General features: G+C 60.3%; 18 protein-coding genes, 1 tRNA gene and 1 pseudogene. 12 read left to right on the top strand and 8 right to left on the bottom strand.

All coding sequences use genetic code 11. The features are described from left to right. Positions 1 to 213 (bottom strand): annotated as a pseudogene (locus tag Q4Q11_RS12020) (molecular chaperone DnaJ); the annotation flags it as partial. 106 nt (positions 214 to 319) lie between these two features. Here Q4Q11_RS12020 and Q4Q11_RS12015 point away from each other — a divergent pair. Then, positions 320 to 607 (top strand): BolA family protein, encoded by a 288-nt coding sequence (locus tag Q4Q11_RS12015; RefSeq protein WP_113215336.1) that lies wholly within the window; start codon positions 320 to 322, stop codon positions 605 to 607. 16 nt (positions 608 to 623) lie between these two features. Here Q4Q11_RS12015 and Q4Q11_RS12010 read toward each other — a convergent pair whose 3' ends face one another. The 3 genes from Q4Q11_RS12010 to Q4Q11_RS12000 are packed head-to-tail and all read right to left on the bottom strand — an operon-like array spanning position 624 to position 3654. Further along, entirely contained in the window at positions 624 to 1934 is a 1311-nt protein-coding gene (locus tag Q4Q11_RS12010; protein ID WP_112504364.1) for an HlyC/CorC family transporter, read from the bottom strand. After that, a complete protein-coding gene (gene aroB, locus Q4Q11_RS12005; protein ID WP_112504366.1) occupies positions 1934 to 3064 on the bottom strand; it encodes a 3-dehydroquinate synthase in 1131 nt (376 codons plus the stop codon). Before aroB ends, Q4Q11_RS12010 begins: the two co-directional genes overlap by 1 nt. Next, positions 3061 to 3654, bottom strand: a complete 594-nt coding sequence (locus Q4Q11_RS12000; RefSeq protein WP_112504368.1) for a shikimate kinase — start codon at positions 3652 to 3654, stop codon at positions 3061 to 3063. The genes aroB and Q4Q11_RS12000 overlap by 4 nt, the downstream gene beginning before the upstream one ends. 161 nt (positions 3655 to 3815) lie before the next feature. Between Q4Q11_RS12000 and Q4Q11_RS11995 the strand changes: the two genes are divergently transcribed. The 5 genes from Q4Q11_RS11995 (at position 3816) to Q4Q11_RS11975 (ending at position 7879) form a co-directional block, all read left to right on the top strand. Beyond that, positions 3816 to 3983, top strand: coding sequence for a hypothetical protein (locus tag Q4Q11_RS11995; protein ID WP_162943920.1), 168 nt, complete (start codon positions 3816 to 3818; stop codon positions 3981 to 3983). Then, a complete protein-coding gene (xerD, locus tag Q4Q11_RS11990) occupies positions 3980 to 4969 on the top strand; it encodes a site-specific tyrosine recombinase XerD (protein ID WP_498569609.1) in 990 nt (329 codons plus the stop codon). Before Q4Q11_RS11995 ends, xerD begins: the two co-directional genes overlap by 4 nt. Before the next feature lie 63 nt (positions 4970 to 5032). Beyond that, positions 5033 to 5986: an acetyl-CoA carboxylase carboxyltransferase subunit alpha gene (locus Q4Q11_RS11985; RefSeq protein ID WP_112504372.1), complete on the top strand. Its 954-nt coding sequence runs from the start codon at positions 5033 to 5035 to the stop codon at positions 5984 to 5986. Positions 5987 to 6339: 353 nt separating this feature from the next. Further along, positions 6340 to 7653 (top strand): L,D-transpeptidase family protein, encoded by a 1314-nt coding sequence (locus tag Q4Q11_RS11980; RefSeq protein ID WP_498569608.1) that lies wholly within the window; start codon positions 6340 to 6342, stop codon positions 7651 to 7653. Further along, positions 7646 to 7879, top strand: a complete 234-nt coding sequence (locus tag Q4Q11_RS11975) for a sulfurtransferase TusA family protein (RefSeq protein WP_112504374.1) — start codon at positions 7646 to 7648, stop codon at positions 7877 to 7879. Before Q4Q11_RS11980 ends, Q4Q11_RS11975 begins: the two co-directional genes overlap by 8 nt. Before the next feature lie 161 nt (positions 7880 to 8040). Here Q4Q11_RS11975 and Q4Q11_RS11970 read toward each other — a convergent pair whose 3' ends face one another. Both Q4Q11_RS11970 and Q4Q11_RS11965 read right to left on the bottom strand, forming a co-directional pair. Continuing rightward, complete coding sequence (locus Q4Q11_RS11970) at positions 8041 to 9228, bottom strand: CobW family GTP-binding protein (protein WP_498569607.1); 1188 nt, start codon at positions 9226 to 9228, stop codon at positions 8041 to 8043. 16 nt (positions 9229 to 9244) lie between these two features. Continuing rightward, on the bottom strand, positions 9245 to 10411 hold the full coding sequence (locus tag Q4Q11_RS11965) for a D-alanyl-D-alanine carboxypeptidase family protein (protein WP_113215340.1): 1167 nt from the start codon (positions 10409 to 10411) through the stop codon (positions 9245 to 9247). 195 nt (positions 10412 to 10606) lie between these two features. Between Q4Q11_RS11965 and Q4Q11_RS11960 the strand changes: the two genes are divergently transcribed. The 4 genes from Q4Q11_RS11960 (at position 10607) to Q4Q11_RS11945 (ending at position 13242) form a co-directional block, all read left to right on the top strand. Beyond that, positions 10607 to 11767, top strand: a complete 1161-nt coding sequence (locus Q4Q11_RS11960; protein WP_113336833.1) for a M20 aminoacylase family protein — start codon at positions 10607 to 10609, stop codon at positions 11765 to 11767. A 125-nt stretch (positions 11768 to 11892) separates the two neighbouring features. Further along, a tRNA-Arg gene (locus Q4Q11_RS11955) sits at positions 11893 to 11969 on the top strand. 234 nt (positions 11970 to 12203) lie between these two features. Then, on the top strand, positions 12204 to 12848 hold the full coding sequence (locus Q4Q11_RS11950; protein ID WP_498569606.1) for a DUF433 domain-containing protein: 645 nt from the start codon (positions 12204 to 12206) through the stop codon (positions 12846 to 12848). Positions 12849 to 12864: 16 nt separating this feature from the next. Then, on the top strand, positions 12865 to 13242 hold the full coding sequence (locus Q4Q11_RS11945; protein WP_498569605.1) for a DUF5615 family PIN-like protein: 378 nt from the start codon (positions 12865 to 12867) through the stop codon (positions 13240 to 13242). A 131-nt stretch (positions 13243 to 13373) separates the two neighbouring features. Here Q4Q11_RS11945 and Q4Q11_RS11940 read toward each other — a convergent pair whose 3' ends face one another. Beyond that, positions 13374 to 13640 (bottom strand): BON domain-containing protein, encoded by a 267-nt coding sequence (locus Q4Q11_RS11940; protein ID WP_112504386.1) that lies wholly within the window; start codon positions 13638 to 13640, stop codon positions 13374 to 13376. Between the two features lie 197 nt (positions 13641 to 13837). Between Q4Q11_RS11940 and dxr the strand changes: the two genes are divergently transcribed. Together dxr and Q4Q11_RS11930 are read left to right on the top strand one after the other, a co-directional pair. Beyond that, positions 13838 to 15031 (top strand): 1-deoxy-D-xylulose-5-phosphate reductoisomerase, encoded by a 1194-nt coding sequence (gene dxr, locus Q4Q11_RS11935; protein WP_498569604.1) that lies wholly within the window; start codon positions 13838 to 13840, stop codon positions 15029 to 15031. 33 nt (positions 15032 to 15064) lie between these two features. Next, the gene (locus Q4Q11_RS11930) at positions 15065 to 16000 is read left to right on the top strand and encodes a pyridoxal-phosphate dependent enzyme (RefSeq protein WP_498569603.1); all 936 of its coding nucleotides are present in this window, start codon (positions 15065 to 15067) and stop codon (positions 15998 to 16000) included. Between the two features lie 76 nt (positions 16001 to 16076). Here Q4Q11_RS11930 and hemA read toward each other — a convergent pair whose 3' ends face one another. Beyond that, a complete protein-coding gene (gene hemA / locus Q4Q11_RS11925; protein ID WP_498569610.1) occupies positions 16077 to 17288 on the bottom strand; it encodes a 5-aminolevulinate synthase in 1212 nt (403 codons plus the stop codon). Between the last annotated feature and the right edge of the window lie 119 nt (positions 17289 to 17407).

The following is a 17407-nucleotide window of genomic DNA, read 5'->3' as shown; positions in this document are numbered from 1 at the left end:
GCCGGAGAAATAATTGTAGCCCTTGTTGTATTCCTTGACATGCTCGAAGCAGAACAAAAAGAACTGCCCTTCCGCATTGCGCCCGACGGGGGCGCGATGCGTACCGTGCTTGTCGCAGCCGTCCCACTGGCATGTCGGCGGGCCTTGCTCAGGCTCCTGCGCGCGCTTGCGGCGGGTGCGGATACGATCGAAATATTTTGAATCAAGTCTCATGGCGTCCTAATTATGGGGCCTTGGATACCCCACAACAAGAATTGACAAACAGGAATGTTACAGGCTTTGTGGGAGCCTTTTTCGTGAGCGAGGTCGAAGCGGGAATATGGAAACGACACTGCAATCCCGCATTGAACGGAAACTTGTTGATGCATTTGCGCCCGAGCGCCTTGCCGTCATCAATGAAAGCCATCTTCATGCCGGCCACCAGCCCGGCATGACCGGAACCGGCGAAACCCATATAAGAATTCGCATCGTTTCCGCCAAGTTTTCGGGCATGCCGCGCCTTGCGCGCCATAGGGCAATCAATGAGCTTTTGAAGCCGGAACTGGACGCCGGCCTGCACGCGCTGGCCGTGGAACCCGCCGCCCCCGGCGAAATGGTACGCTGGTAACCGCACCAATCGCGTCTTAGGACGGCTTTACCTCTTCCGTCTCGGCGGGGCGAATGCGCAGCTTTGTGATGCGGTTCTTTTCCCGCTTCATGACGATGAAGCGCTTGCCGTAGAAGGTGAAGGCCTGCCGCTCTTCCGGAATGGTCATCGATTCGTGAATGACGAGGCCGGCGATCGTCGTTGCCTCTTCGTCGGGCAGATCCCAATCGAGCGCACGGTTCAGGTCGCGAATCGGCACGACGCCGTCGACGACGATCGAGCCGTCGGCCTCTTGCCGCACGCCCTGGATATCGATGTCGTGCTCGTCGGCGATATCGCCGACGATCTCCTCCAGAATGTCTTCCAGGGTGACGATGCCCTGCACCTCGCCATACTCGTCGACGACGACGGCAAAATGCTGCTTGCGGCGCAGGAAGGCGTTGAGCTGGTCTTCGAGATTGGTGCTGTCGGGCACGAACCAGGGTTTCTGCGCGATCTTGACGATGTCGAGATTTTCCGGCTCGACATTGCGTTCCGCCAGCGCCCGCAGCAGGTCCTTGGCATGGACGACGCCGATGATGTTGTCGATCGTGCCGCGCCAGAGCGGCATGCGCGTATACGGGCTGTCGAGGATCGCCCGCACCACCACCTCGGGCGGATCGTCGGCATTGATGGCGCGCATCGCCGTGCGGTGCACCATGATGTCGGACAATTCCAGTTCGCCCAGATCGAGCACACCGCCCAGACGGTCGCGGTCGGCCTTGACCACGGACCCTTCGCGGTGAAGCAGGTCCACGGCGCCGCGCAACTCCTCGTGTGCCGACAGCATCGAGACCTCCCGGGAGAGGTTGATGCCGAACAGACCGAGTATCCAGCGGACGATGGCGTTGACGAAGCTCGATACCGGACCGACGACGGCGACAAACAGCCGCACCGTGCCGGCCACATTGAGCGCGAAGCGATCTGGCGTCGAAATTGCCCAGCTCTTCGGCAGCACCTCGGCGAAGATGACGAGGATAACGGTCATCGCGGCCGTCGCCAATGCGACGCCGGAATTGCCGAACAGGCCAAGGAAGACGCTGGTCGCCAGCGAAGAGGCCAGAATGTTCGCGAGATTGTTGCCGATGAGCAAGGTGCCGATCAGACGGTCGCGGCGCTCGATGAGACGGCGCACGATGCCAGCGCTCTCATCGCCATTGGCCTCCAGCGTGTGGATCCGAGTCCGGGAGACGGCGGTCAATGCCGTTTCCGATCCGGAGAAGAAGGCCGACAGCAGCACGAGCACGACGATCGAGACGATCTCGGGCCAATATTCCAACAATACAGCCAGCGTGCCCTCGACGGTCATCAGGGATGCTTTTCTTTTAGGAAACTCAAGACTTCGGACGACGGCACATCATCCGCAACGAAGGACTGGCCGATGCCATGGGTAAGAATGAAGGTGAGCTTGCCGCTCTTGACTTTCTTGTCCTGTGCGATCGCATCCATCAGCGTTTCGGCAGGCGGCAGTTCGCCGGGGATGTCACCCATCCGGGTCGGAAGGCCGACGGTCTTCAGATGGGCCTCGACGCGCTTCGCATCGTCAGGGCTCGCGAGATTGAGGCGTGCGGAAAACTCGTGCGCCAGCACCATGCCGATCGCGACGCCCTCGCCATGCACCAGCCGGCGGCTGTCATAGGCGGTTGCGGCTTCCAGAGCATGGCCGAAAGTATGGCCAAGATTGAGCAGGGCGCGCGGTCCGTTTTCACGCTCGTCGGCAACGACGACATCGGACTTTGCCTGACAGCTCGCGGCAATTGCCTCGATGCGGGCCGCACCACCCGAAAAGACTTGCCTCCAGTTGGCCTCAAGCCAGGCAAAGAAATCCGGCTTGTCGATCAGACCGTATTTGGCGACTTCGGCATAGCCGGCGCGGAATTCGCGCTCGCTCAGCGTATTCAGCACATCGGTATCGGCAAGCACGAGATCGGGCTGGTGGAAGACGCCGACGAGGTTCTTGCCGTGATGGGTGTTGATGCCGGTCTTGCCGCCGACGGACGAATCCACCTGCGACAGCAGCGATGTCGGCACTTGAACGAAACGAACGCCGCGGCGCACGATGCCGGCGGCAAAGCCGGAGAGATCGCCGATGACGCCGCCGCCGAGCGCGATCACTGCATCATTGCGCTCCACGCGCGCGGTCAGTATCGCATCGCAAACCGTCATGAGATGCTCGAAGCTCTTGGTTTTCTCGCCGGCCGGCAGCACGAGGCTGGCTGCCTGGATGCCGGAAGCCTCGAGGCTGGCGACCAATGCGTCGAGATAAAGCGGCGCGACGTTTTCATCGGTGATAACAGCGGCCTTGCGCCCTTTCAGCCGCGCCGCGATCTCTTGGCCTGCACGCGCGATCAGACCGGGGCCGATTAGGATGTCATAGGCGCGCTCGCCAAGAGGCACGCGCACGAGACGCTCTGCGGAAGCCGGTGTGATCGCATTCATGGTATTTTGCTTTCTGCTTTCTTTCTCTCGGCGATGGCGGCAAGGACTTCATTGACCATGACATCCTTGCTTACGTCGCGGGAGAGAACCGTGATATCGGCTTCCGCATAGATCGGATAGCGCGCGTTCATCAGGTTCTCGAGGGTCTGTTTCGGATTCTCGGTCTTGAGCAGAGGGCGCGTATCGCGCTTGTTCACCCGATCCCACAGCACGTCGAGGTCGGCCTTCAGCCAGACGGAAAGGCTGCCGCGCTTGACATGCAGCCGCGTGCTTTCGTTGATGAAGGCGCCGCCGCCCGTCGAGATCACACGCGGGCCACCCTTTAGGAGCCGCTTGATGACGCGAGTTTCCAGCGCCCGGAACTCCTGCTCGCCGTAAGCGGCAAACAGTTCGGCGATCGTCATGCGCGACACGCGCTCGATCTCGATATCCGTATCGACGAAGGGAAGGCCGAGCTGCTGCGCTACGGGACGGCCGATCGAGGATTTTCCTGCTCCCATCAATCCGACGAAGACGAGGTTGCGCTGACCCAGCGCAGCGCGCGCCCTGTCTTTGAGGCTTTCGTCAAGGGTCAGAACTTGTTCACTCATCGGCCCATTCACAATTTCTTTGGAAACGGTATCGTCAAATGCACCGGTAGCGTCAAGACGCCGCTGTCGTAAACATGTCTGCAATATCCTTCAGCTAACCCTTGAAGGGCATAATTATCGCGCATCGCGGCGCCAATGAGCGGGAGAAGGAGAGTTTTCGAATGCCAACCCTGTTTCGCTTCCTTGTCATCTGCGCGGTCATCGCGGGATCGATATATGGAGCGATGTGGGCGCTCGTGCTCTTCGTCGATCCCCAGCCGCGCGACGTGACGATCCGCATTCCGCCCGAGCGCCTCAACCCGCCGACAACGGGCTCGTTGAAACCATGAGCGTGCAAGCCGAGAACGTACGAGCCGGCAAGAGGGATCTGGGGCGCGCGCATCTGGAAGCCTTTCTGGAGATGATGAGCGCCGAGCGGGGTGCGGCCATCAACACGCTGCAATCCTACGAGCGCGATCTCGACGATCTCCATTCCTTCCTGTCCGGGCAGGGTGTCCGCCTGACGGAGGCCGGCCCCGGCGATCTTGGCGCCTATCTCGCCAGCCTGTCGAGCCAGGGCTTCAAGCCGTCCTCCCAGGCCCGCCGCCTCTCCGCCATGCGGCAGTTCTACAAATTCCTCTATGCCGAAGGTTTGCGCACGGACGACCCCACCGGAATTCTCGATGCCCCCAAGAAAGGCCGCGCGCTTCCGAAGACGATGGGCGTCGAGGAGGTGACGAAGCTTCTGACCCAGGCGGAGCAGGAAGCGGCGATCGAAGGACCTGACCGGCTGCAGCGCCTGCGTATGCTGGTGCTTCTGGAAATGCTCTATGCCACCGGCATGCGCGTAAGCGAGCTCGTTTCTCTGCCGGCGAAGGTGCTGGATCAGGAAGGCCGCTTTCTGATGATCCGCGGCAAGGGCAACAAGGAGCGGCTGGTGCCGCTATCCCAAACGGCCATTTCGGCCCTGAAAGCCTATGGGCGGCTGCAGGCCGCGATTGCAGCCAACACCAAACAGTCCGCATCGGAAAGCCCATGGCTTTTTCCCGCCGCTTCCAAGCAAGGCTACCTGCCGCGTCAAGTCTTCGCGCGCGATCTCAAGGACCTTGCCATCCGGGCCGGCCTGACGCCTTCGATGATCTCGCCGCATGTGATGCGCCATGCCTTCGCAAGCCATCTTCTCGCCAATGGCGCGGACCTTCGCGTGGTGCAAGAACTTCTCGGGCATTCCGACATTTCGACCACGCAAATTTATACACATGTGCTGGAAGAACGCCTTCATCAGCTGGTCCAGACGCATCACCCCCTTGCCAAACAGGCAAAAAAACAGGATTAGGACCGGCATACTGGCTAAAGCTGCCGTCTCTCGTCACGGGCAAAAGGATCGGAAACGCACCTCATGCACAATTATCTGGACTTCGAAAAACCCATCTCGGATCTCGAAGGCAAGATTCACGAGCTCAAGAAGCTGGCGAGCGAAGACGAAAGCATCGACACATCGGACGAAGTCGGCCGGCTTGAAATCCGCGTCCGCGAGGCGATGGTCGACATCTATTCCAAGCTCAATGCCTGGCAGAAGACGCAGGTCGCGCGCCACCCACAGCGCCCGCATTTCGTCGATTATGCCAATGCGCTCTTCACCGAATTCACGCCGCTCGCCGGCGACCGCCAGTTCTCCGAAGACGCCGCCATCCAGGCAGGCTTTGCCCGCTTCCGCGGCCAGCCGGTCGCCCTCATCGGCCAGGAAAAAGGCAACGACACCAAGAGCCGCCTGAAGCACAATTTCGGCAGCGCCCGGCCGGAAGGCTATCGCAAGGCGATCCGCATCCTCGAAATGGCCGACCGCTTCCAGCTTCCGGTCATCACGCTGGTCGACACGGCCGGCGCCTATCCCGGCGTCGGCGCGGAAGAGCGCGGCCAGGCAGAGGCAATCGCCCGTTCCACCGAAATGTGTCTCGGCGTGAAAGTGCCGATCGTCTCCATCGTCATCGGCGAAGGCGGCTCCGGCGGCGCCATCGCGATTGCCGTCGGCAACCGCGTCTATATGCTCGAACATTCGATCTACAGCGTGATTTCGCCCGAAGGTGCGGCCTCGATCCTTTGGCGCGATTCAACGCGGGCCAAGGAAGCCGCAACCAACATGAAGATAACGGCCGACGATCTGAAAGGCCTCGGCGTGATCGACGGCATCATCCCCGAGCCTCTCGGCGGGGCACACCGCGATCCGAACGCAGTGATAAGCACGGCCGGCGAAACGATTGCGAACGCGCTGGCTGAACTTTCCAGCCGTTCGGGCGAACAATTGCGCAGCGACCGCCGCCAGAAATTCCTCAACATCGGCCGCAATCTGTAGAGCCGGATGATTTTAGGTCGCATCGACCTAAAATCTCGATCCGCTCTACCATCAAAGAAGTAGAGCATGATGTCGTCCGAAATTCCCGACACTTTTCGGCATCATGCTCGAAGCCGCATTCGGAAAAAGTGATCGCTAAAAGCCGGCCAAAAACGGGAATGAGGCCAAACCTTGGCCACATTTTCGTTATCGAAGCTGTTATGGCAAAGAAAAGCTTGCCGACGCGCTGCGGGCAGGTCATAGGCTGGTAAGGAATTTTCAAGTATAAGCCGTCTATGATTCCGTTTCATGCTTCGAGGGGAGTGGCGAAACAGATCGAGTTGCCGCTCTTCGCATTTATGGGCCAAGTCAGAATGCGCATCCGTCACCTTGCCTATGTTTCCCTGATGGCGCTGACACTCGCCGGCTGCAACGACGCGCTGGATACGGCGTCGGTCGACCTGTCGACGGTCAAGAACAAGGTCGAGCAGCCGCTTCCGAGCCATATCCTCGCCGACATGGCCAAGAAGGGCATGGACCGCAACTCGCCGATCATGATCCGCATCTTCAAGGAAGAAGGCGTGATGGAGATCCTGAAGGCGAACCAGAACAACCGCTTCGAAGTCATCGCGGACTACAAGATCTGCGCCTGGTCCGGGCGTCTCGGCCCGAAAGTGAAGGAAGGCGACCGGCAGGCGCCGGAAGGCTTCTACATGCTGACGCCGGCCAACCTGAACCCGAATTCGAAATACTATCTCGCCATCAACACCGGCTTTCCGAACCGCTACGATGCCGCCAACGGCCGTACCGGCAACAATCTGATGATCCACGGCGCCTGCTCGTCGTCCGGCTGCTATTCGATGACCGACCAGCAGGTGCTGGAAATCTATGCCTTCGCTCGCGACGCCTTCAAGGGTGGACAGAAGGCCGTTCAGCTCGAAGCCTTCCCCTTCCGCATGACGGCGGAAAACATGTGGAAGCACCGGCTGAGCCCCAATATCGAATTCTGGAAGATGCTGAAGGTCGGCTACGACAATTTCGAAGTCACAAAGCGGCCGCCCGAAGTCGAAGTCTGCGAGAAGAAATATGTCTTCAACCAGCAGGCCAGCGGACCGTTCAACGCCGGCGGCAAGTGCCCGGTCATGACGACGCCGCCCGCCCTGCAGATGGCGCTTGCGACCTATGACAAGCAGTACCAGGCAGATTATGCGACGGCCATGAAGAAGTTCGACGGCATGGCCTGGTACGATCCGACCGAAGCCGAGCGCAAGGCGGTCGTCGCCAAACAGCGCAAGGGCCACGATCTTGCCTATGCTCCGACAGGCACCGCCCTTGCCGCCGGCAAGATGATGAAGGTGGCTGACCTCGAATCGATGATGTCCAACCAGTCTGCCCAGCAGGTGGCGCGCGGCGGCACGGCAGTCAGCCCGACCGCCAACCCGTTGACCGCAAGCATCCGCGTGGCGACGGCCGCCCCTGCGACCGGCGCCCCGGCAGCAACGGCCGGGCAGCCCGCGGCCGGCCCGGTTGTTGCGGCCAACGCTCCGGCAAATGTCCCGATCCCGACGGCAAACCCGATGAACCCCGGTCTGAACGCGCTCGCCTATGCACCGGCCCCCGCTGTCGAGACCGCACAGACCGAGGCCAAGAAGCCGCCCTTCTGGAAATTCTGGGCCAAGAGTGAATAGTCCGGATACCGAGATCTACGATCTGCGCGGCCTGAAATGCCCTTATCCGGCGATCAAGACGGAAAAGCGCCTGCGCGCCATGGCAAGCGGCGCAACCTTGACCGTGGAAACCACGGATCCGCTCGCCGTCATCGACATTCCGCATCTCTGCAACGAAAAGGGCCACACGCTTCTCTTGAACGAGAAGACGGACAGCGGCCATCGCTTCGTGATCCGCAAGGGATAATTGTTTGGCCGGGCCATCCTCGCGGTTCGAGGGTCGCTGCGCTCCCACCTCACCATGAGGGCAATCGCACCTGAGGCAGGTACGCTGCCGAACACCCCTTCTCCCCAAGGGGAGAAGGAGCTTCCAGAGCGAGGCAGGTTGCCGGATATAAAAGGCTGAAACTAAAACCTCATCCCCGGCACGGCGAGCGGATTGTCCTGCAGCGCCGCCCTGTCGGGCGTATCGACGCGCGGCTTGCTGAGGAAGGCGTCGAACAGGCCCTTCACGAAATCCTCCGGCAGGTCCTTGGTGATGATGACCATGCGTGTACGGCGGTCTTTAGGATCGGGCCAGGCCGGCAGGCGCACCGGTGGATGGAAGATGTTCTGCACGCCGTGCAGCACGACGGGGCGCTCCGGCCGGTCGGACACGGCAACGATCGCCTTCATGCGCAGCAGCTTCTCGCCATGCGCCGAACGCAGGAGATCGATGAACATCTCCAGCGCCATCGGATCGATCGGCTGGGTCTCGACGATCGAGAAGGAACGGATCGATCCGTCATGGCGGTTGACGTCATGGGCATGGTGATGCCGATGGCCGTGGTGATGCCCATGATGGTGGTGATGATGCCTGTGGTCGCCCTGATGCTGATCATGATCGTGGTCATCGTGACGATGGTGATGATCGTCTGCCTCCAGCTCGTCATGCAGCCAGCGGCCGACATCGGCGATCTTGGAAGCCGGATCATAGAGGCCGTTGATTAGAATGGCGGCGCGGCCAGCCTCATCGCCATCGGCGTTCATGATCTGCGCGCGCGGATTGAGCAATCTCAGCCTGCTCTCCAGCTGCCCTTCAGGCACAGCGCCGGCAATCCTTGTCTTGGATACGATCAGCCGGTCGGCAACCGCCACCTGCTTGCGCGCCTCTTCATGATTGTCGAGCGTCTGCAGGCCGTTGACGGCATCGACGACGGTGATGACGCCGTCGAGGTCGAAATTGGTCGCAATGATCGGGTTGCCCATGATCGATTGCATGACGGGAGCGGGATCGGCAAGACCGGTCGTTTCGATGACGACGCGCTTCAGCGGCCGGATACGGCCGGTCTGCATGGCATCCATGAGGTTCGCCAGCGTATCCACCAGCTCGCCGCGCACCGTGCAGCACAGGCAGCCGTCGGAAAGTTCGATGATGGAATCGCCGGAGCTTTCCACCAGCAGATGGTCGATGCCGACATCGCCGAACTCGTTGATGATGACGGCCGCATCGCGCATGTCCTCGTCCTTGAGGATGCGGTTGAGCAGGGTCGATTTACCCGCACCGAGAAAACCGGTCAGGATGGCTACCGGTACTCTTTCCTGCGAAACGCTCATGATTCCAATCCGATTTTTAGAACGTGGGCCGCGGCATCGGGATCGGGACATTGGATGCGCCGCCGGCAACGGCGATCTTGTTGTCCCTGATCGCCTTGTCGCCTCTGGCCGTGGGCTCGTCGTTGTCACCCTTGGCGGCAGTCGCAACGTCCTGGCCGCCGATCAGGCCGGCATAGACGAAATTGGGCTCGTGATCCATTTCATGGATATAGGGCGACTGCACCTTGGTCCGGCCGAACGGATCGCGGGTTTCGCTGCGTGCATGCGCGCCCTTGGCGCTGCAGATCTCGGAGGTAACATCCGCAACCTCGCTCGCAACAGGCGCATCAGGCCTGAGGGTCGCCAGCGTGTCGCGGGTGGACAGCTGGTTCTGGAAGCCTTTTTCGAGGAAATTGGCGGAATCGTCGGCGCGCGCCGCCAGGCTGTCGGTGCCGAGGACGACCGAGATCAGCGTGCGGCCGTTGCGGGTTGCCGATGCGATCTGGTTGAAGCCGGCCGCGCAGATGAAGCCGGTCTTCATGCCGTCGGCGCCGTCGAAGCGGCCGATGAGCATGTTGATGTTCGGCACCTGCTTCACGCCGTTGGTGAAGCCCTCAAGCGAGAAATAGCCGGCATATTGCGGAAACTCGCGGCGCAGCGCGACGCTCAGAACGGCGAGATCGCGCGCCGTCGTATACTGCCCCTTGCCCGGCAAGCCGTTCGGATTGATGAAATGCGAATCGCGCATGCCGAGGCGTGCGGCTTCGGCATTCATCCGCGCTACGAAACTTTGCTGCGAACCGCCGACCGTTTCGGCGACGGCCATGGCAAGATCGTTTGCCGATTTGATCAGCATCATCTTCAAGGCATTGTCGAGCGTCAGCTTCTGCCCAGGCTTGAAATACATCTTCGCCGGGGGCTGGGAGGCGGAAAGCTTCGACATGACGACGGGCGTATCGAGCCGGACCTGACCGGACTGGAGCGCGCGGAAGGTGACGTAGGTCGTCATCAGCTTGGTGAGCGAGGCGGGATACCAGCGGCGAAACGCCTCCTGCTGGTCGAGGACGCGGCCGGTGCTGACATCGACGAGAATATGCGGATTGGCTCCGGCCGTCTCAGCGGTCGACAGGAAAAGCATGGATGCTGCTGCGGCCATAGGGACGAGCCGCAGGGCGGCATACAAACGATTCTGCTTCGTCGGCACGATCTATCCTTCAGAAGTCCGGAATTTTCTCGAAAGCTTCGTCTATTTAACCTATATGGCTAGGAGAAGGCAAAGGCGATTGACGACTTTATTTCCCGCCGGCACGCCGCAAAGGCCGCGATAGGCCGGCCAAGGCTGTGCGACGGACCCGCAGGTTGAACCAGAATCGATATTGAGCAGCAGGAAAATCAGCATATGCCGATCTTGAACAGAGCCGCAGAACTCCAGGGCGAAGTGACCGAGTGGCGCCGCCACATTCATGCACATCCGGAGCTCCTCTACGCGGTCGAGAACACCGCCGCTTTCGTGGCCGAGAAACTGCGCTCCTTCGGCGTCGACGAGGTGGCGACCGGCATCGGCCGCACCGGCGTCGTCGGCCTGATCCGCGGCAAAGGCGAAGGACGCACGATCGGCCTGCGCGCCGACATGGACGCCCTGCCGCTCACCGAAATCACCGGCAAGCCCTATGCCTCCCTCACTCCCGGCAAGATGCATGCCTGCGGCCATGACGGCCACACCGCCATGCTGCTGGGCGCGGCGAAATATCTCTCCGAAAACCGCAACTTCAACGGTAATATCGCCGTCATCTTCCAGCCGGCCGAAGAAGGCGGCGCCGGCGGCGACGCCATGGTCAGGGACGGCATGATGGAGCGCTTCGAAATCGCCGAAGTCTATGGCATGCACAACATGCCCGGCCTCCCCGTCGGCCATTTCGCCATCCGCAAGGGGCCGATCATGGCGGCAACGGACGAATTCACCGTCTCCATCAAGGGGCTCGGCGGCCATGCCGCCATGCCGCACCGGACGATCGATCCGATCGCCATCGGCGCGCAGATCATCTCCAATCTGCAGCTCATCGCCTCGCGCAGCGCCGATCCGCTGAAATCGGTGGTCGTCTCCGTCACCAAGTTCAATGCCGGCAACGCCCACAACGTCATCCCCAACGATGCAAGCTTCGCCGGCACCGTGCGCACGCTCGAAGCCGAAATGCGCGACCTTGCCGAACAGCGCTTCAGGCAGATCGTCTCCGGCATCGCGGCAAGCCACGGCGCGAAAGCCGAGATCGAGTTCCATCGCAACTATCCCGTCACCTTCAACCATGCCGACGAGACCGATCACGCAATCGCGGTGGCACAGGAGATCGCCGGCGCGGGCAACGTCATTGCGGATATCGACCCGATGATGGGCGGCGAGGATTTTTCCTACATGCTCAACGCCCGCCCCGGCGCCTTCATCTTCGTCGGCAACGGCGACAGCGCCGGCCTGCACAACCCCGCCTACGACTTCAATGACGAAACCATCGCCCACGGCATTTCCTACTGGGTGCGGCTCGCCGAACAGCGTCTCAACGCCTGAGGCTTCTCACCGACGCTCCCGCGCAGCCTCCAAGGCCGCGCGGGGCGCACGCTCAAGACAGATTGTCTCCGCGACGCAAAAGGGCTTGGCTTCGGGCCTTTGCTTTTGTATGGATCATGCCAAGTGGTCTCGTAGCTCAGCAGGATAGAGCATCAGATTCCTAATCTGAGGGTCACGCGTTCGAATCGCGTCGAGATCACCATTATCTCCTTCAAAAACCTTTGGATCGTAACGGCTGAGGTAATGCGACGACGCTACGCCCAGCCCACTACCATGCCCGTGAAACTCCTTGGCAATTCGGCCTCCCAATACTCTGCGCTGCATCACATCTGCTTTATTCAGGTAAATGAAAAAGCGATAATTTAGGAACAAAATGTGTTGCGCGATCATCTTTTGACGATAGGCCAAACTTGACCGAAATGTTAATGTCAATCCCATGAGCGAAGAATCAACAAAGAACATCATCGCAGCATTCACCGAGGACCAGACTGCGAGGTTGACTGGGGTCACCGTGCGCCAATTGCGTAACTGGGACAGGACGGGTTTCTTTGTACCAAGTTTGGCGTATGAAGATCGCAGCCAGCCTCTAAGTCGGCTGTATTCGTTTCGAGATCTTGTTTCGCTCAAGATTCTGAATTCACTGCGCAACGAACTCAACGTCTCGCTACAGCATTTACGGCAGGTGAAATATAAGCTTGCTCATCTCGGTGATGATCTTTGGTCTAACACAGTACTTTTTGTACTAAATAAACGAGTTGCCTTTGAAAACCCAGAGACGAGAGCTAAGGAAGAAGTAGTATCCGGCCAAGGAATTCTTCAAATTCCGTTAGAGGTTGTGACGGGTGATATGCGAAGAGCCGTGGATGCAATGCGAAAAAGAGATGAGACTTTGGTTGGGCAAATTGAGCGCAAGAAGGGAATAGCAAATAGCAAACCTGTTATTGCTGGAACTAGGATACCTGTAAGCTCCATCAAGGCTTTTGCGGATGAAGGATATACGGTTGAACAAATTTTGGCTGAGTATCCGACGCTTACGAAAGCAGACGTCATTGCTGCCATAAATCATAAAAACGCTGCATGAGGTCTGGCGTCCCATCATGAAATTTCTTTTAGATGCGGGCGTTCCAGTTTCAGTCGGCAGGGCATGTCAGTCCAATGGGCATGACGTAATATATTATCATGAAGTGCTACCCGACAGGGCCAACGATCTGCTCGTGTGTGAGACAGCGATGCAGAACGATGCGGTATTGATAGCAATTGATCTCGATATGAGGCGTATCGAAAATCGCTACGGAAACAATCCGCGGTTTGCAAAGCTTAATCTACTACATTTAGGATGCAATGAGGTAATGGCTGCCAAACGATTGGACCAGGCTTTATCGCTTATCCAAAGCGAATGGGAATTCAAGCTTCTCAAGCCCTCACGCAGATTCTGGTTTGAGATTACTGGTCAGTATTTTAAAACCTTCAGATAGTTAAGATAACTACAAGGTGGCCGATAGGATGCTGGCGAAAGCCCCGGCCATCACGAGCTTTTTCATGCGTCTCTCTGAAGATGGAATGCAAGCTGATTCCTGCGTGACGCAGGATGATTAAAGCCCTGCCATCACCCCACCGCGATCCTGTTCCTCACCAGCCGGACGCCGCGGACGGACTCGGCGACCGCGGTTGCCCGCTTCACTTCCTGCTGCGTCGCGACCGACCCGTAAAGGCGGATTTCCTGGCCCGCCGCAATCACCGTGACATCGGAAGCATCGATTCCGCCGGCAACGGCGAGCGCATTGGCAACGGCGGATTCCAGCGCCGAGCGCCTGGCCTGCTCGCTTTCCAGATCGAGTTCCATGCCGTGAAACGTTGCCGCCTTGAAAACCATCCTTCACCCTCCGCAATCGAGTGGTCGGAAAACGCAGTAGTTTGCATTTGGTTCAATGAAGATTGAAAAAAATATGACTAATTGCACATTCGCTTTCCGCCTGCGCTGCCAGAGGAACGGTTGCATGGCTCCGGACTTGCCGCTCCCGGCAATCCCCTGTAGAGCCATGGGGAGCAGCAGCAAATGCGGATACCTGAATGAACACCGCCAGCAACGCGCGCCGGCGCCTGACGATATTGGGTTCGACCGGCTCCATCGGCCAGAACACGCTCGACGTCATCGCCCAGCTCGGCGGACGTGACGCCTTCGATATCGCCGCGATCACCGGGCATGACAATATCGGCCTCCTGGCCGAGCAGGCCAAGGCCTGCGGCGCCGCTTTTGCCGTGACGGCAAATGAAGAGCGCTATCAGGAGCTGAAGGATGCGCTCGCCGGATCCGGCATCGCCGCAGGCGCCGGCAAGAATGCCTTGATCGAAGCCGCCTCCATGCCCTCGGACTGGGCGATGGCGGCAATCGTCGGCACCGCCGGTCTGGCACCGACGCTCGCAGCCGCCCGCCGCGGCGCCGATATTGCGCTTGCCAACAAGGAATGTCTCGTCTCCGCCGGCGATCTCTTCGTGCGCGCCGTTGCCGAAGGCGGCGGCCGGCTGATCCCGGTCGACAGCGAACACAGCGCCATCTTCCAGGCATTGGAAGACGACCAGCAGCATGCGGTGGAGCGCATCATCATCACCGCATCGGGCGGCCCCTTCCGCACCTGGACGCGCGAGCAGATGGCCAATGTCACGCCGGCTGTCGCCCGCGCCCATCCCAACTGGTCGATGGGCTTCAAGATCTCGATCGGCAGCGCCTCCATGTTCAACAAGGCGCTGGAAATGATCGAGGCCAAGCACCTGTTCGATGTGCGGCCGGATCAGATCGAGGTCGTGGTCCACCCGCAATCCGTCATCCATTCCATGGTCGGCTATACGGATGGCTCGGTGCTGGCGCAGCTCGGCTGTCCCGACATGCGCACCGCCATCGGCTATGCGCTCACCTACCCCACCCGCACCAGGCTCAGCGTCGACCGCCTGGATTTCGCCAAGCTCGCCCGGCTCGATTTCGAGGCGCCGGATGAAGTCCGCTTCCCGGCGCTGCGCCTTGCCCGCACGGCGCTGGAACGCGGCGGCCTGCAGGGCGCGGTCATGAATGCAGCCGAGGAAATCGCCTTCCACGCCTTCGTCGATGGCCGCATCGGCTTCCTTGAAATGGCCGATATCGCCGAAGCCGTCATGGACGAAATGATCGCAACCGGCAGCGCCGACACCATGGATGCCGTCTTTGCCGCGGACGCAGAGGCACGCCGCCGCGCCGCTGCGCTCGTCGCCCAGCGGGAAAAGGCGGCCTGACCCTCGCCGACGGCGCTTTGCGGAGATCATTTCATGCCACTTCATCTTGAAACGCCGCTCCTTGAGTCCCGTCCGCTTAGCCAGGTATCGGGACGTCCCATCTGGCTGAAAATGGATGCTCTCCAACCGCCCGGTTCCTTCAAGATCCGCGGCATCGGTGCTGCCTGCGAACATCACGCGAGAAGCGGCAAGCGGCGCTTCGTCTCTTCCTCCGGCGGCAATGCCGGCATTGCGGTCGCCTATGCCGGGCGCTGCCTTTCGATTCCGGTATCCGTCTTCGTTCCCGAGACGGCATCGGACCGGGCGAAATCGCTGATCCGCCAGGAGGGCGCCGAGGTCTTCGTGCACGGAGCATCCTGGCAGGAGGCAAACGAACGCGCGCTGCAGGCGGTCGATGCGGACACGGCTTTCATCCACCCTTTCGATGATCCGCTCCTCTGGACGGGCCATGCCACGATGATCGACGAGGTCGTTAGAGCCGGAGTCAAGTTCGATGCGGTCGTTCTGTCGGTGGGCGGCGGCGGGCTGCTGGCTGGCGTTTCCGAAGGGCTCGACCGCAACGGCCTTCAAACTGTCCCGATCATCGCCGCCGAAACGGAAGGTGCCGCCTCGCTCGCAGCCGCTGTGAAATCAGGCAAACCGGTGGAACTGCCCGCCATCACCAGCATCGCCACATCGCTTGGCGCTCGAAAGGTCGCTGAACGCGCCTTTGAGATCACCCGGAACAGGCCGGTCGATTGCATTGTCGTCAGTGACCGGACCGCCGTCGATGCCTGCCTGCGCTTCCTTGACGATCATCGCGTCCTGGTGGAGCCGGCTTGCGGCGCCGCATTGGCCGTCGCCTACACTCATGCGGATCGGCTGGCTCGCTTCGAACGCGTGCTGATGATCGCCTGCGGCGGTGCGACCGCCACCCTTGCGCAGCTGCAGGCCTGGCAGGCCAGCCTGGCATCAGTAAGCAACAACTAACCTTGTCGTCCTGAAAAGACATCGCGGAAATGGGCGCTGCGCCAGACGTTCCCGCAATGACGATGTGGATAGCGCGTTAAGCGACAGCCCTTGCGAGCGCACAGCGCGACCAGAGTGCGTGCAGCGCGCCGACCAGCTGCTCGATATCGCCGTCCGAATGCAGCGGCGTCGGCGTGATGCGCAGGCGCTCGGTCTTCTTCGGCACTGTGGGATAGTTGATCGGCTGGACATAGACGCCGGCATCCAGCAGCAGGTCCGAAATCCACTTGCACTTGGCTGCATCGCCGACCATGACCGGCACGACATGGCTCGGGTTCGGCATATGCGGAATGCCTGCCGCATCGAGCTGGGCGCGCAGCTTGCGCACGCGATCCTGATGGCGCATGCGTTCGAACTGGCTAACCTTGAGATGCTGGATGGACGCAACGGCGCCGGCAGCGAGCGCCGGCGGCAGCGAGGTCGTGAAGATGAAGCCGGATGCAAACGAGCGGATGAAGTCGCAGAGCGCACTCGAAGCGGCAATATAGCCGCCCATGACGCCGAATGCCTTGCCGAGCGTGCCTTCGATGACGGTCAGACGGTCCATCAGCCCCTCGCGCTCGGCAATGCCGCCGCCGCGCGGGCCGTACATACCGACGGCATGCACTTCGTCGAGATAGGTCATCGCGCCATACTTGTCGGCGAGATCGCAGATATCCTTGATGGGGGCGATATCGCCATCCATCGAATAGACGGATTCGAAGGCGATCAGCTTCGGCGCCTTCGGATCGGCGGCCTTCAGCTTGGCTTCGAGATCGTGCAGGTCGTTATGCTTCCAGATGACCTTGTCGCACTTCGCATAGCGGATGCCTTCGATCATCGATGCGTGGTTCAATGCATCGGAAAAGATGATGAGGCCCGGAATACGTGCGCCGAGCGTGCCGAGCGTCGCCCAGTTGGAGATATAGCCGGAGGTGAAGATCAGCGCGGCTTCCTTGCCGTGCAGATCGGCGAGTTCCTGCTCGAGCAGAATATGGTAGTGGTTGGTGCCAGAAATATTCCGGGTGCCTCCCGCACCCGCGCCACAGTAATCGATCGCCTCCTTCATCGCCTCGATCACTTTCGGATGCTGGCCCATGCCGAGATAGTCGTTGGAGCACCAGACGGTCACTTCCTGCGGGCCGTTGGGGGTGTGCCTGATAGCGCGGGGAAAATTGCCGCGGCGGCGTTCGAGATCTGCAAAGATCCGATAACGGCCTTCATTGTGAAGGCCTTCCAGCTCACCCTTAAAAAATGCTTCGAAATCCATCATCTGCTCCAGTACCGTGCGACCGTTTTCGAGAATGCCGGTACGCACGTCAACCCCTATGCATTGCTTTCGCCTCCACTGCGGCAAATGGCCCCTAATTTTGAACAATTCCAGACAAG

It is taken from the genome of Rhizobium sp. UFLA01-1127, from assembly GCF_059803845.1.
The sequence above is the reverse complement of the archived record's forward strand: the minus strand, read 5'-3'. Positions and strand labels throughout refer to the sequence as shown.